This window comes from Pseudomonas sp. CCC3.1, assembly GCF_034347405.1.
GTDB lineage: Bacteria > Pseudomonadota > Gammaproteobacteria > Pseudomonadales > Pseudomonadaceae > Aquipseudomonas.
This window is the reverse complement of record NZ_CP133778.1, coordinates 1,796,844-1,810,533: the sequence shown is the minus strand read 5'-3', so window position 1 is coordinate 1,810,533 and position 13,690 is coordinate 1,796,844. Positions and strand designations below refer to the sequence as shown.

The following is a 13,690-nucleotide window of genomic DNA, read 5'->3' as shown; positions in this document are numbered from 1 at the left end:
CTGACTCAGGCGGTGCGAAAAGCTTCTAGTTTTTCATACCGCCTGACACAATCGCTCCCCCCTCTACTCCCCCGGATTGCAGTGTGACCGACACCTTCAGCGACACCCAGGCCAGCGTGCTGATCGGCACCGCCGAAAAAATGATCGACCTTTGGCAACGTCTCAGCCCGGAAAAACAGGCGCTGCTGCTCAAACGTTTTGGCACCCAGGAAAACGCTCTGGCTGCTTTAATCGCGACACAATTGGTTTCACCGTTGTAATCTGCACCCAACCGCGCCCCGCAGGACCCCTACCCCATGCCTGAAACACAACGCCCTATGGCAATCACGCTGCAAGTGGTTTCCATCGTTCTGTTTACCTTTATCGGCTATTTGAATATCGGCATTCCGCTGGCGGTATTGCCCGGTTACGTTCACAACCACCTGGGCTATGGCACCGTCATCGCCGGTCTGGTGATCAGCGTGCAATACCTGGCCACGCTGCTGAGCCGCCCCTATGCCAGCCGCATCATCGACAACAGCGGCAGCAAGCGCGCAGTGATGTACGGCCTGGCGGGCTGCGGCCTGAGTGGCGCGCTGATGCTGGCGTCCAGTTGGCTGTCCACCACACCAGCCTTGAGTCTCGCCTGCCTGCTGCTCGGGCGCCTGGTATTGGGCAGTGCAGAAAGCCTGATCGGCTCGGGCTGCATTGGCTGGGGCATTGGCCGGGTCGGCGCCGCCAACACCGCCAAAGTGATCTCCTGGAACGGCATCGCCAGCTACGGCGCCATCGCCATTGGCGCGCCGCTGGGCGTGGTCATGGTCGGGCACTTGGGCATGTGGAGCATGGGCGTGAGCATCATGGCCCTGGCCGCGCTGGGCCTGGCACTGGCTTGGCCAAAGCAGGCAGCACCGATTGTCAGCGGCGTGCGCTTGCCGTTTCTGCACGTACTGGGCCGCGTCCTGCCCCACGGCACTGGCCTGGCACTGGGCTCCATTGGTTTTGGCACCATCGCCACCTTTATCACCCTGTACTACGCCACCAATCACTGGGAAAACGCCGCACTGTGCCTGAGCTTGTTTGGCGCCAGCTTTATCAGCGCGCGACTGATGTTCGGCAACCTGATCAATCGTATTGGCGGCTTTCGAGTGGCCATTGCCTGCCTCAGCGTCGAGACCCTCGGCTTGCTGTTGCTGTGGCTGGCCCCTAGCCCGCAACTGGCATTGGCAGGCGCGGCGCTGAGCGGCTTTGGCTTTTCGCTGGTGTTTCCGGCGCTGGGGGTTGAGGCGGTCAACCTGGTGCCCGCCTCCAGCCGTGGCGCGGCCGTGGGCGCGTACTCGCTGTTTATCGACCTGTCACTGGGCATCACCGGGCCACTGGTGGGCGCCGTCGCGGCAGGTTTTGGCTTTGCCTCGATCTTTTTGTTTGCGGCACTGGCAGCGTTCAGCGGCTTGTTGCTGAGTGTGTATCTGTATCGACAGGCGAAGATTGCGCGAAGCGGCTAAAAATCCACCTTGCCGCGCCCGGCCTTGATACTGCCGCGCTTGGTCTTGGATTCCAGACGGCGCTTTTTCGAGCCCAACGTGGGCTTGGTCGGGCGACGTTTTTTCTCGACCTTGGTCGCGCTCACGATCAATTCGACCAACCGCTCCAGCGCATCCGCCCGGTTTTGCTCTTGAGTGCGGTATTGCTGGGCCTTGATGATCAGCACCCCGTCACTGGTGATCCGACTGTCACGCAGCGCCAGCAGCCGCTCTTTGTAAAAAGGCGGCAAGGACGAGTTGGGGATGTCAAAGCGCAAGTGCATGGCGCTTGAGACTTTATTGACGTTCTGCCCGCCCGCCCCTTGGGCACGAATGGCCGTCAGTTCGATTTCGGCATCGGGGATATGAACGTTGTTGGAGATCACCAGCATTAAAAAAGGTCCGTCATCAGGGCGTGCAGGATACCCCACAAACCACACACCCGGCGCAATGGCCGGGTGTGTGGTTTAACCCGTCAGCTTATTTGGCTGAGCTGTAGGTCGCAGACTGCGCACGCTCCGGGTTCTTGCCTTTGAACCAGTAGCACAGCCCCATAAAGGCCACCCACACCGGAATCGCGAACACCGAAACACGGATGCCCGGGATCATCAGCATGATCACCAGAATGAACGCCACGAACGCCAGGCAGATGAAGTTGCCATACGGGTACCAGAGCGCCTTGAACAATGGCGTTTGCGCGGTTTTGTTCATGTGCTGGCGGAACTTGAAGTGCGAGAAGCTGATCATCGCCCAGTTGATCACCAGCGTCGCCACGACCAGCGACATCAGCAGTTCCAGCGCATCGTGCGGCATCAGGTAGTTGAGCAGCACGGCAATCACGGTGACCGCCGCCGAGGCGAGGATCGAGTTGACCGGCACACCGCGCTTGTCGATTTTGGCCAGCACTTTCGGCGCATCGCCCTGCTGCGCCATGCCCAGCAGCATGCGGCTGTTGCAGTAGGTGCCGCTGTTGTACACCGACAACGCCGCGGTCAAGACCACAAAGTTGAGGATGTGCGCAGCCGTGTTGCTGCCCAGCATCGAGAACACTTGCACGAACGGGCTGCTGCTGTAGCTGTCGCCACCGGCATTCAGGGTTTCAAGCAGCGAGTCCCACGGGGTCAGCGACAGCAGAACCACCAATGCACCGATGTAGAAAATCAGGATGCGGTAGATCACCTGATTGATCGCTTTCGGGATCACGGTGCGCGGCTTGTCGGCTTCTGCGGCGGTGAAACCGAGCATTTCCAGGCCGCCAAAGGAGAACATGATGAAGGCCATGGCCATCACCAGACCGGTGATCCCGTGCGGGAAGAACCCGCCGTGCTCCCACAGGTTAGTGACCGACGCCTGAGGGCCGCCGCTGCCGCTGACCAGCAAGTAGCTGCCCAGGGCGATCATGCCGACAATCGCCACCACTTTGATGATCGCGAACCAGAACTCGGCTTCGCCGAACACTTTGACGTTGGTCAGGTTGATCACGTTGATGAGCACGAAGAAAGCGGCCGCCGAAGCCCAGGTCGGGATCTCGGGCCACCAGTAGTGCACGTATTTACCGACAGCGGTCAGTTCTGACATGCCGACCAGGATGTACAGCACCCAGCAGTTCCAGCCCGACATGAAACCGGCAAAGCCGCCCCAGTACTTGTGGGCAAAGTGGCTGAAGGAGCCGGCGACAGGTTCTTCAACGATCATTTCGCCGAGCTGGCGCATGATCATAAAGGCAATAAAGCCGCAGATTGCATAGCCCAGGATCATCGATGGGCCGGCCGATTTCAGTACCCCGGCAGAGCCGAGGAACAGGCCAGTACCGATCGCACCACCCAGGGCAATCAGCTGGATATGACGATTTTTCAGGCCGCGTTTAAGCTCGCCCGAATGCGTGGTTGGTCCACTCATTTAAAGGATCCTACACAAGGTTTGATGTGATTCAGTGCGTTGTAACGTGAGCACCAGAGGCAGTGATCGAAGGGTCTACAACACAAATCAAACCCCAGCGCAGGCGCCAGGAATCCAAGGTTGTTTCACGAGTCATGCGTCACCTGTTTGTTTTTATCTGTGACGGAATCGAACCCGCAACGCTTGTGGCGATGCGGAATTAACAAGGCGGGTTAGCCTCGATTTTTTGGCCAATCAGCACATCGCCGAGCGGCGCAAAATGCGCGGGTACGCAATTGGGTCACAGTTAAAACGTGGCGCATTGTACACCCGCTCGTAGGCAAGTTCTCATCACACCGCCGTTTGCAACACGAAACAAGCCAGTTTTTGCGCAGAAATGGTGCATAGGGGCTTTTATTCGGAAAGTTTTCTTTACAGAAGGCCGAAATCCTACATTCATCGCCTGTAAGCGATTGATTTCGTAGTGATAGTTTTACGATGCGTAAAGAAATATTTCCACCCTAAACACCGCGTTTGTAGGAGCGAGCTTGTCTCGTGAGCTTTTAAACGATCAAAAGATCGCGAGGCAAGCTCGCTCCTACAAAAATCTTAGATTTTTGGTGGGCATAAAAAAACGCCAACCCTGGGTGGGGTTGGCGTTTTTTATGACAGCGCTAAGCGTTTACTGCGGCTTGCGACGACCGAAGCCTGGACGCTGGCCGGAACCGGCTGGTGCGCCACGACGCTTGCCTGACGGCGCATCTTCAACCAGCTTTGGACCCGAACGGGTTGGCTTGGTTGGACGCTTGTTGACTTCGCTTGGACGCTCGGCCACTGGCGCGCCACGGCCCGCAGGTACGCGGTCGGTGCGGCCGGCTGGCTTGCGGGCAGGACGGGCCGCTTCATCACGGGCCGGACGACCTGGGCGCTCGCCTTCGATGTGCGGCTGACGCGCTGGACGCGGTGCCAATGGCGCACCTTCGGCCGGACGCAGAACTCGCGCAACGCGGTCTGCACGTGCCACAGGGCGCGACGACTTGCGCTGCATACGCTCAAGTTTGTCTTTGCTCTTGGCGTTCATCTCAGGCATGGCAACCGGCGTAAGACCGACTTCAGCGCTGAGGATGTCGACTTCGTACTGGCTCATTTCGCGCCAGCGGCCCATCGGCAGGTCAGAGTTGAGGAATACCGGACCGAAACGCACGCGCTTCAGGCGGCTAACCACCAGGCCCTGGGATTCCCACAAGCGACGTACTTCACGGTTACGGCCTTCCATCACCACGCAGTGGTACCAATGGTTGAAGCCTTCGCCGCCCGGTGCTTGCTTGATGTCGGTGAAACGCGCCGGGCCGTCTTCCAGCACAACGCCAGCCTTGAGGCGCTCGATCATCTCGTCATCCACTTCGCCACGCACACGTACCGCGTATTCACGGTCCATTTCGTAGGAAGGGTGCATCAGGCGGTTAGCCAGCTCACCATCAGTGGTGAACATCAGCAAACCGGTGGTGTTGATGTCGAGACGGCCGATGTTGATCCAGCGGCCTTCTTTTGGACGCGGCAGCTTGTCGAACACGGTCGGACGGCCTTCAGGGTCATCACGGGTGCAGATTTCGCCGTCGGGCTTGTTGTACATGATCACGCGGCGCACCGATTCGGCGGCCTCTTCACGCTTGATCACCTTGCCATCGATGGAGATGGCGTCATGCAGGTCTACGCGCAGACCCAGGGTTGCATCCTTGCCATTGACCTTGATTCGGCCCTGGCTGATCCAACTCTCTACGTCGCGTCGCGAGCCCACACCAATACGGGCGAGAACTTTTTGCAGTTTTTCGCCTGCTGGGCCAATTTCCTGGCTGTCTTTAGGGTCTAGATCACTCATCTGGGCACCTCCCGGTGTGTCGATTCAGGCTATGCCTGAGGTGTTGAAAATAGGTCCTGGCGCTCGAACGAGCGCCGCGGGGTCGCGAATCATACGCGGATGTTGGCCATTACGCATCAACGCCTGGTCTTGAAGTGCCAGACTTACTTCTTTTTCCGCCGACCGGTGGCCTTCAGGGCCAGTAAACGCTGGGATGCTTCGGCCAGCACGGCGCGTTTTTCTTCCTTGTCGAGTTTCTTCCAGGCTTTGATTTCGCGCTTGCTGCGCCCACAACCGATGCAAATGTCATCGGTAAACTTGCACACGTCGATGCAGGGATCTTTCATGGTGGAATCTCTCAAAATCCCTGTAGGAGCGAGCTTGCCTCGCGATCTTTTGATCTTTAAAAGCTCGCGAGGCAAGCTCGCTCCTACAGTGGGAGTGCGTCAGTCTTCCTGTTCGCGGCGTTCCTGTTCGATGGCTTCGGCCAGGGCCCGGGCTTCGAGTTCTTCGTCACTCAGGGTTGGCCTCGCTTCCAGTGCCGCCACGGCCGCACGCAGCCGTTCACGCGCCAACTCGGCGGCGCTGAGCCTCAGCTCTGGCTCTGGTTCTGGTTCTGGTTCTGGCTCGAGCTGTAGCTCTGGCTCTTCACTTGCTGCTTGAGGCTCATCGCTGGCCGCCGGATCGCCGACAGCAACATCGCGCAACAAGTCCTCAAAGTCAGTTTTAAGACCCTCCTCCATGGTGTCCAGTTCCACCAGCAGGGTGCGGAAGCTGGTTTCGTCTTTGGGCTCTTCGGGCTCGGCGCTTTCGTCTGCCAGGGCTTGCAGGTGTGCAGGCACCGGGGCGTCGTCGAAGTCGAGAATCGGGTCAGGCTCAAGCTCGCGCAACTCGGCCAATGGCGGCAAGTCGTCGAGGTTTTTCAGGTTGAAGTGGTCCAGAAAACCTTTGGTGGTGGCAAACATCGCCGGTTTACCCGGCACGTCGCGATAGCCCACCACGCGGATCCATTCACGTTCAAGCAGGGTTTTGACGATGTGGCTGTTCACCGCCACGCCACGCACGTCTTCGATCTCGCCACGGGTAATCGGCTGGCGATAGGCAATCAGCGCCATGGTTTCGAGCATGGCACGCGAGTAACGCTGCGGACGCTCTTCCCACAGTCGCCCGACCCAGGGTGAAAACTTTTCACGAATTTGCAGGCGATAACCCGACGCCACTTCCTTGAGTTCAAAAGCCCGGCCTTCGCAGGATTTGCGCAGCAGTTCGAGGGCTTTTTTGAACACGGGCGGCTCAGGCCGTTCGCCCTCTTCAAACAGTTCAAACAAGCGCTCAAGGCTTTGCGGCTTTCCGGAGGCCAATAAAAAGGCCTCCAGCAAGGGGGCCAGTTCGCGGGGTTCAGTCAGGTTCATGGTTTCAGCTCTTTATTCGGCTCGCGCTCGCACGTGGATTGCCGCGAAGGGCTCATTTTGCACCAACTCGACCAACGACTCTTTGACCAGTTCCAAAATGGCCATAAAGGTCACGACCACGCCAAGACGACCTTCTTCGGCAGTAAACAACTCAACAAACGGCACAAAACCGCCGCCCTTGAGACGCTCCAGCACTTCACTCATGCGCTCACGGGTAGACAACGCTTCACGGCTGACCTGGTGGTTTTCAAACATGTCAGTGCGGCGCAGCACTTCGGCCATGGACATCAGCAGTTCTTCGAGCGCGACATCCGGCACCAGTTTGCGTGCGCGGGCTTCGGGGGCATCAAGCTTGGGCACAATGACATCGCGCCCTACCCGGCTCAAGCCATCGATGCCTTCTGCAGCGGCCTTGAATCGCTCGTACTGTTGCAAGCGGCGAATCAGTTCGGCACGCGGGTCGCCTTCTTCCTCTTCGATCTCGGCGGAACGCGGCAGCAGCATGCGCGACTTGATCTCGGCCAACATGGCGGCCATCACCAGATACTCGGCGGCCAGTTCCAGGCGCACAGTCTTCATCAGCTCGACATAGCCCATGTATTGGCGGGTAATTTCCGCCACGGGAATGTCGAGAATATCGATGTTCTGCTTGCGGATCAGGTACAGCAGCAAGTCGAGCGGGCCTTCGAAGGCGTCAAGAAACACCTCCAGCGCATCCGGCGGGATGTACAGGTCCATCGGCATTTCGATAACGGCCTGGCCATAGACCATGGCAAACGGCAGTTCTTGCTGGGCGCCAGCCTGCGAATCAACGGCGTCTACTGTTTCTACGTCAGACATCAGGCCTCGACCATGAACGGCGTCGGATCGCCACAACCCACCCGCACCACTTCGGGTTCGTCATCGACCAGACTGATGACGGTCGACGCTTTATGACCGCCAAACCCGCCATCAATGATCAAGTCGACCTGTTTTTCGAGCGCATCGCGAATCTCGTAAGGGTCTTCCATGGGCTCGGTTTCACCCGGCAGGATCAAAGTCACGCTCATCAGCGGCTCATTCAACTCAGCCAGCAAAGCCAGGGCTATCGGGTGCTGCGGCACGCGCATGCCGATGGTGCGGCGCTTGGGGTGCAGCAACAAACGCGGAACTTCACGGGTAGCGTTGAGAATAAAGGTGTAAGGCCCCGGCGTGTGGGCCTTGAGCAAACGGAACACGCCAGTGTCCACCTTGGCAAACAAACCCAATTGCGACAGGTCACTGCACATCAAGGTGAAGTTGTGCTTGTCGTCCAGGTTGCGCAGGCGCTTGATGCGCTCAATCGCGCCCTTGTCACCCATCTGACAACCCACGGCGTAGGACGAGTCTGTCGGGTAAATGACGACCCCGCCCTTGCGAACAATCTCGACTGCCTGTTTGATCAGGCGTGGCTGCGGGTTTTCCGGATGAATCTGGAAAAATTGACTCACTTTATGTTCCTGTTCAGGCGTTGGCAGCAGGCTGGTCATATTTGAAGCGACACCACAATGGCGGCAGATCTTCCGGGATGGGACGGTATTCGCCGATCTCGGACCAACCTCCAGGGCCATGAAAGTCACTGCCGGCACTCACCAGCAGACCGAACTCACGCGCCAGAATCGCCAGGCTGCCCACTTGATCGGCAGGCTGATAGCCGTTGACGACTTCAATCGCGTGACCCCCTGCTTGAATATAGTCGCCAATCAGCCGACGTCGCTTGCTGCGGGTGAAATCGTAATGCGAAGGATGCGCCAGGCTGACCCAGGCGCCAGCAGCACGCAGCGTGCCCACGGTGTCTTCAAGGCTTGGCCAATGCTGTTTAACGTCACCCAGCTTGCCTGCGCCCAGCCATTTTCGGAACGCTTCGGCGCGGTCTTTGACATACCCGGCCTGGACCAGATAGTCCGCAAAATGCGGGCGGGCCGGCGCGTTGCCACTGTCGCCCAGCCCTTGCTGAATGGCCCGAGCACCTTCCAGGGCCCCCGGCATGCCTTTAAGGGCCAGCTTGCGGCTTATTTCTTCGGCTCGCAGCCAGCGCCCATCATGCAGTTTAGCAATGGCGTCAAGCAGTGCCGGGGCGTTGAGGTCGAAACCATAACCCAGCACATGAATCGTCGCCCCACCCCAGGTGCAGGACAATTCGATGCCGTTAATCAACGTCATGTTCAAGCCATGCGCCGCTGCGCGGGCTTCTTCAAGGCCCTCAAGTGTATCGTGATCGGTCAGGGCCAGGACTCGCACACCTTTCTCGAACGCACGCGCAACCAGCGCCGCCGGCGCCAAAGCGCCGTCAGAAGCCGTGCTATGGCAATGCAAGTCTATTTCCACGGGGATTTAATAACCTCTAGCTGACGCTTTCGCTGTCATTGATGTTTGTTATTATGCCGCCACATCCTGCTTCTGGCTGCCACTGTGAAACAATTCATCGACTTCATCCCGCTGTTACTGTTTTTCATCGTCTACAAAATCGAGCCACGCATCGTCGATATCGCCGGGCATAGCCTGACGGTCGGGGGCATCTACAGCGCTACGGCGATGTTGATCATCAGCTCCCTGGTGGTATACGGCATTCTGTTTTTTAAACAGCGCAAGCTCGAAAAGAGCCAATGGCTGACCCTGATCGCCTGCCTGGTTTTTGGCAGCCTGACCTTGGCCTTCCACAGCGAAACCTTCCTTAAATGGAAAGCCCCCGTGGTGAACTGGCTGTTTGCACTGGCCTTTGCCGGTAGCCACTTCATCGGCGACAAGCTGCTGATCAAACGCATCATGGGCCATGCATTGACCCTTCCCGATGCCGTATGGACCCGCCTGAACCTGGCCTGGATTGGCTTTTTCCTGTTCTGCGGCGCGGCCAACCTGTTTGTCGCGTTCACCTACCAGAGCATCTGGGTCGACTTTAAAGTATTCGGCAGCTTGGGCATGACCGTACTGTTCCTGATCGCTCAGGGCATTTACCTGTCACGCCACCTGCATGACACCGATTCTGCACCGACCAACAGCAAATCCGAGGACTGACATGCTCTACGCAATCATTTCCACAGACGTTGAAAACTCACTTGAAAAACGCCTGAGCGTACGCCCGGCGCACCTTCAACGTTTGACCCAGCTAAAAGAACAAGGCCGCCTGGTCTTGGCTGGCCCGCACCCGGCCATCGAAAGCAACGACCCAGGCGCTGCCGGCTTTACCGGTAGCCTGGTGGTTGCCGAGTTCGAGTCCTTGGGCGCTGCACAGGCCTGGGCCGATGCGGATCCTTACATTGGCGCTGGTGTGTATGCCAATGTGATCGTCAAACCGTTCAAGCAAGTCCTGCCTTAATCCGGGCTATCTTTGCCAGTGACCGCCGCAGATTGCAGCGGCCACTGGCCAGGCTCTGTACGAAATGTTTTCGAGCGAAGGTTAGGCAAGGTGAAAACAGGCGAGAAAGCGGAGTCTACGGGTTGTAAATGAGCATTTCGAGCCTGTTTTCAACGCAGCATAATCGAGCGCAGATACATTTCGTACAGAACCTAAACATTGAGTGAGACATGAGCGACCTGTTACTGATAGACGATGACCAGGAGTTGTGTGAACTCCTGAGCAGTTGGTTAAGCCAGGAAGGCTTTCAGGTTCGCGCTTGCCACGATGGCCTGAGCGCCCGCAAGGCGCTGCTCGATTCCAGCCCCGACGCCGTGGTGCTGGATGTCATGCTGCCGGATGGCAGCGGTCTGGAGTTGCTCAAGCAACTGCGCCACGACCACCCGGATTTACCGGTGCTGATGCTGTCAGCGCGCGGCGAACCGCTGGACCGAATTCTGGGGCTTGAACTGGGTGCCGATGACTATCTGGCCAAACCCTGCGACCCCCGCGAACTGACTGCACGCTTGCGTGCTGTACTGCGACGCAGCCATCCGACAGCGGTGTCCAGCCAAATGGAACTGGGCGACCTGTGCTTCAGCCCGGTGCGCGGTGTTGTGACCATCAATGAACACGACATTGTCCTGACAGTGTCGGAAAGCCGCTTGCTTGAGGCGTTACTGCGCCAGCCGGGCGAGCCGCTGGACAAACAGGAACTCGCGCAAATTGCCCTGGGCCGCAAGTTGACCCTCTACGACCGCAGCCTCGACATGCACGTCAGCAACCTGCGTAAAAAGATAGGCCCGCACCCCGATGGCCGCCCGCGCATCGTCGCCTTGCGCAGCCGGGGCTATTTTTATAGCGCCTGACTGCCGACTTGTAGTCGCTGACGAGGGACGAGGCTGCGATACGGGACGCAGGACTGCTGCCCGAAGTCGCGCTCCGTAACCCATCGCAGCCTCGTCCCTCGTCAGCGACTACGGTTTTTTGCAGGGTTCGAGCGTTGTTCTAATGAAGAACCCATTTGTAAACCTCCCTCCAAACCCTCTTTACCTAAGCTTTACGCTTGATTGACAGCGATTGACCTTGATCTCCCTAAACTGGGCGCATCCGGATTCACCGGAATCGTAATAAAGGAGACACACCATGCGTAAGACTCTAATTGCTTTGATGTTTGCTGCAGCCCTGCCAACCGTCGCAATGGCCATGCCTGGTGGCGATGGCCCAATGGGTCCACGTCACGGCGGTGAGCACGGTCGCGGTGACGCCCCTTATAGCCAACTGGACCTGAGCCGCGAACAGCGCCAGCAGATTGGCAAGTTGATGGGCGAACAAATGCACGATCGTAAGCAACTGGTTGAGAAGTACCTGGAAAAACTCCCAGCTGCTGATCAAAAAGCATTGAAAGACGAAATCGCTGCCAAGCATCAGAAAACCCAGAGCGATATTCGTGCCTTGCTCAAACCTGATCAGCAAAAAACCTTCGACGAGATGCAAAAAAAACGCGCTGAACGTCAAGCCGAATGGAAACAGTTCAAGGATTGGAAAGCACAACAGGCTCCAAAAGCGCAATAATCTGCATGTTTGCCAAGCCCAACGGCCCCCAGCCGTTGGGCTTTGGTCGTTTGAATCATCGACTTGTGAGGAACTGCCGTGCGATCACTGTTTTGGCGCATTCTGGCCAGCTTTTGGCTGGCAATAGCCTTGGTCGCAGGGTTATCGATCCTGTTGGGGCACATACTCAATCAGGACGCCTGGATCCTCAGCCGCCATCCCGGGCTCAATAATCTGGCGCAACAGTGGACCGAACGCTTCGAAACCCAAGGCCCCGATGCCGCCCAGGATTTGCTCGAACGGCGCAAACGCCACTATCACATTGACGTACAAGTGCTCAACGAGAGTGGCGACCCTGTCGTAGCAGGCACTTTTCCGCGCCGGGCGGCCGCCTGGGAAGCTCGTCAGGGGCACGGCAAGGAAGAACTGCCCTGGCGCCGCCTGACCGTCGAGTACACCAGCCCGAAGACCGCCGAAACCTATTTGCTGATTTATCGCATTCCTAACCCCGAACTCGACGCCTGGCACCGCAAAAGCCTGATCTGGCCGCTCAGCGCACTGGGGATCGCGCTGGTGGTGCTCACGTTGTTCAGCCTGCTGGTGACGCTGTCGATTACCCGCCCGCTAAGCCGCTTGCGCGTCGCGGTGCATGATCTCGGGCAAACCACCTACCAACAAAACAGCCTGGCGCAACTGGCGTCGCGGCGTGATGAGTTTGGCGTGCTGGCGACTGACTTCAACCGCATGGGCGCCCGTCTGCAGAGTTTGATTGGCAGCCAGCGCCAGCTGCTGCGCGATGTATCCCATGAACTGCGCTCGCCGTTGGCACGGTTGCGCATCGCGCTGGCACTGGCCGAACGTGCTGGCCCCGAAGAACGCGAAAAGCTCTGGCCGCGCCTGACGCGTGAATGCGATCGCCTGGAATCATTGATCAGCGAAATCCTGGCATTGGCCCGGGTAGATGCCGATCAGGCCAGCGCTGAACACATCGAGTTGAACCTGCTGCTCAACGCCGTGCAAAAAGACGCCTCTCTGGCTGCGCCCGAACAACCGGTGCAACTCCATGCCGAGCCCGGTTTAAGCCTCAGTGGCTGGCCGACCATGATCGAACGGGCAGTCGATAACCTGCTGCGCAACGCGCAACGCTTCAACCCGGCGGGGCAGCCTATTGAGCTGACGGCCGTACGCAGTGGCGAACATATTGCCATTGGCGTGCGTGACCACGGGCCGGGCGTGGCTGAAGAATATTTGGCGCAACTGGGCGAGCCGTTTTTCCGCGCACCGGGCCAGACGGCTGCCGGGCATGGATTAGGCTTGGCCATTGCCCGCCGTGCGGCAGAACGCCATGGCGGAAGGTTGGTGCTGGGCAATCACCCTGATGGCGGGTTCATTGCCACGCTGGAGCTGCCATTGGAACCCAACGCCAGCCTTTAGCAAGTTTACAAAAACTGTAGGAGCGAGCTTGTCTCGCGATCTTGTAAAAAGATCAAAAGATCGCGAGACAAGCTCGCTCCTACAAAAGGCATGAGTCCAGACTTACACAGACCACGCCTTGACGAACTCGGCGCTGCTCACTTTCGGCGCAGCGCGCAGTTCATTCTGCGGGGTGCCCAAGTACAGGAACGCAACCACTTCTTCGCCATTGGTCAGACCCAGACCTTCGGCCACATGGGTGTTATACGACAGCTCGCCGGTACGCCATACCGCGCCAATGCCCTGGGCGTAGGCCGCCAGTTCAATCGCGTGCGCTGCGCAGCCCGCAGTAATCAATTGCTCAGACTTGGGCACTTTGAAGTGATCCTGCAAGCGAGCGACTACCACGACCACCAACGGCGCACGCAATGGCATGGCGCGGGCCTTGTCCAGTGCGGCCTGAGTGACTTCGCCGCCCTGCGCCTGCACAGCCTCGGCGAGGATTTCACCCAGTTGATTGCGCGCCTCACCTTCAACCGTCAAAAACCGGTAAGGCCGCAGTTGACCATGGTCCGGCGCGCGCAAGGCCGCCGCAAACAGGACTTCGCGTTGCTCGGCCGACGGCGCAGGGTCCAGCAAGCGCGGAGCAGAAACACGGTTAAGCAAAGCGTCGAGAGCCTCCATTGGCCACCTCCTGAAGAAAATGTGCGGCTATTCTAAC

At 58.5% G+C, this 13,690-nt stretch carries 16 protein-coding genes; 7 read left to right on the top strand and 9 right to left on the bottom strand.

What is annotated here, in order from left to right:
- The first annotated feature begins 83 nt into the window (after positions 1-83).
- Positions 84-260 (top strand): hypothetical protein, encoded by a 177-nt coding sequence (locus RHM56_RS08160; protein ID WP_322240294.1) that lies wholly within the window; start codon positions 84-86, stop codon positions 258-260.
- Positions 261-296: 36 nt separating this feature from the next.
- Entirely contained in the window at positions 297-1,484 is a 1,188-nt protein-coding gene (locus RHM56_RS08155; protein ID WP_322240292.1) for an MFS transporter, read from the top strand.
- On the opposite strand, the gene arfB is transcribed toward RHM56_RS08155, so the two are convergent.
- From arfB to RHM56_RS08115, 8 genes are all read right to left on the bottom strand, one after another.
- Complete coding sequence (gene arfB, locus RHM56_RS08150) at positions 1,481-1,894, bottom strand: alternative ribosome rescue aminoacyl-tRNA hydrolase ArfB (RefSeq protein ID WP_019828782.1); 414 nt, start codon at positions 1,892-1,894, stop codon at positions 1,481-1,483. The two genes, RHM56_RS08155 and arfB, sit on opposite strands and share 4 nt — an antisense overlap.
- An 88-nt stretch (positions 1,895-1,982) precedes the next feature.
- The gene (locus RHM56_RS08145; RefSeq protein WP_322240289.1) at positions 1,983-3,401 is read right to left on the bottom strand and encodes an amino acid permease; all 1,419 of its coding nucleotides are present in this window, start codon (positions 3,399-3,401) and stop codon (positions 1,983-1,985) included.
- A 661-nt stretch (positions 3,402-4,062) separates the two neighbouring features.
- On the bottom strand, positions 4,063-5,259 hold the full coding sequence (rluB, locus tag RHM56_RS08140; protein WP_019412181.1) for a 23S rRNA pseudouridine(2605) synthase RluB: 1,197 nt from the start codon (positions 5,257-5,259) through the stop codon (positions 4,063-4,065).
- 143 nt (positions 5,260-5,402) lie between these two features.
- Complete coding sequence (locus RHM56_RS08135; RefSeq protein ID WP_322240287.1) at positions 5,403-5,585, bottom strand: DUF1289 domain-containing protein; 183 nt, start codon at positions 5,583-5,585, stop codon at positions 5,403-5,405.
- A 99-nt stretch (positions 5,586-5,684) separates the two neighbouring features.
- The gene (scpB, locus tag RHM56_RS08130; protein WP_322240284.1) at positions 5,685-6,650 is read right to left on the bottom strand and encodes an SMC-Scp complex subunit ScpB; all 966 of its coding nucleotides are present in this window, start codon (positions 6,648-6,650) and stop codon (positions 5,685-5,687) included.
- Between the two features lie 12 nt (positions 6,651-6,662).
- Positions 6,663-7,361 (bottom strand): ScpA family protein, encoded by a 699-nt coding sequence (locus RHM56_RS08125; protein WP_322241729.1) that lies wholly within the window; start codon positions 7,359-7,361, stop codon positions 6,663-6,665.
- 128 nt (positions 7,362-7,489) lie between these two features.
- Positions 7,490-8,119: an L-threonylcarbamoyladenylate synthase gene (locus RHM56_RS08120; RefSeq protein WP_322240282.1), complete on the bottom strand. Its 630-nt coding sequence runs from the start codon at positions 8,117-8,119 to the stop codon at positions 7,490-7,492.
- A 13-nt stretch (positions 8,120-8,132) separates the two neighbouring features.
- Positions 8,133-8,996, bottom strand: a complete 864-nt coding sequence (locus RHM56_RS08115; RefSeq protein ID WP_322240280.1) for a PHP domain-containing protein — start codon at positions 8,994-8,996, stop codon at positions 8,133-8,135.
- An 84-nt stretch (positions 8,997-9,080) separates the two neighbouring features.
- On the opposite strand from RHM56_RS08115, the gene RHM56_RS08110 reads away from it, so the two are divergent.
- The 5 genes from RHM56_RS08110 (at position 9,081) to RHM56_RS08090 (ending at position 12,990) form a co-directional block, all read left to right on the top strand.
- Entirely contained in the window at positions 9,081-9,683 is a 603-nt protein-coding gene (locus RHM56_RS08110) for a septation protein A (protein WP_322240278.1), read from the top strand.
- A 1-nt stretch (position 9,684) separates the two neighbouring features.
- Entirely contained in the window at positions 9,685-9,984 is a 300-nt protein-coding gene (locus RHM56_RS08105; protein WP_322240276.1) for a YciI family protein, read from the top strand.
- Between the two features lie 209 nt (positions 9,985-10,193).
- Entirely contained in the window at positions 10,194-10,871 is a 678-nt protein-coding gene (locus RHM56_RS08100; protein ID WP_019412189.1) for a response regulator transcription factor, read from the top strand.
- Between the two features lie 277 nt (positions 10,872-11,148).
- Positions 11,149-11,577, top strand: coding sequence for an LTXXQ domain protein (locus tag RHM56_RS08095; RefSeq protein WP_322240274.1), 429 nt, complete (start codon positions 11,149-11,151; stop codon positions 11,575-11,577).
- 78 nt (positions 11,578-11,655) lie between these two features.
- A complete protein-coding gene (locus RHM56_RS08090) occupies positions 11,656-12,990 on the top strand; it encodes a HAMP domain-containing sensor histidine kinase (protein WP_322240272.1) in 1,335 nt (444 codons plus the stop codon).
- A 102-nt stretch (positions 12,991-13,092) separates the two neighbouring features.
- Here RHM56_RS08090 and RHM56_RS08085 read toward each other — a convergent pair whose 3' ends face one another.
- Positions 13,093-13,653 carry an NAD(P)H nitroreductase gene (locus tag RHM56_RS08085; RefSeq protein WP_322240270.1) on the bottom strand — a complete coding sequence of 187 codons (561 nt, stop codon included), beginning with the start codon at positions 13,651-13,653 and terminating at the stop codon, positions 13,093-13,095.
- Positions 13,654-13,690: the final 37 nt, after the last annotated feature.

Excerpts from the sequence above, each read along its gene's own strand:
- RHM56_RS08155 (WP_322240292.1), top strand. The coding sequence starts at position 297 with ATGCCTGAAACACAACGCCCTATGGCAATCACGCTGCAAGTGGTTTCC.
- arfB (WP_019828782.1), bottom strand. The coding sequence starts at position 1,894 with ATGCTGGTGATCTCCAACAACGTTCATATCCCCGATGCCGAAATCGAA.
- RHM56_RS08145 (WP_322240289.1), bottom strand. The coding sequence starts at position 3,401 with ATGAGTGGACCAACCACGCATTCGGGCGAGCTTAAACGCGGCCTGAAA.
- rluB (WP_019412181.1), bottom strand. The coding sequence starts at position 5,259 with ATGAGTGATCTAGACCCTAAAGACAGCCAGGAAATTGGCCCAGCAGGC.
- RHM56_RS08135 (WP_322240287.1), bottom strand. The coding sequence starts at position 5,585 with ATGAAAGATCCCTGCATCGACGTGTGCAAGTTTACCGATGACATTTGC.
- scpB (WP_322240284.1), bottom strand. The coding sequence starts at position 6,650 with ATGAACCTGACTGAACCCCGCGAACTGGCCCCCTTGCTGGAGGCCTTT.
- RHM56_RS08105 (WP_322240276.1), top strand. The coding sequence starts at position 9,685 with ATGCTCTACGCAATCATTTCCACAGACGTTGAAAACTCACTTGAAAAA.
- RHM56_RS08100 (WP_019412189.1), top strand. The coding sequence starts at position 10,194 with ATGAGCGACCTGTTACTGATAGACGATGACCAGGAGTTGTGTGAACTC.
- RHM56_RS08095 (WP_322240274.1), top strand. The coding sequence starts at position 11,149 with ATGCGTAAGACTCTAATTGCTTTGATGTTTGCTGCAGCCCTGCCAACC.
- RHM56_RS08085 (WP_322240270.1), bottom strand. The coding sequence starts at position 13,653 with ATGGAGGCTCTCGACGCTTTGCTTAACCGTGTTTCTGCTCCGCGCTTG.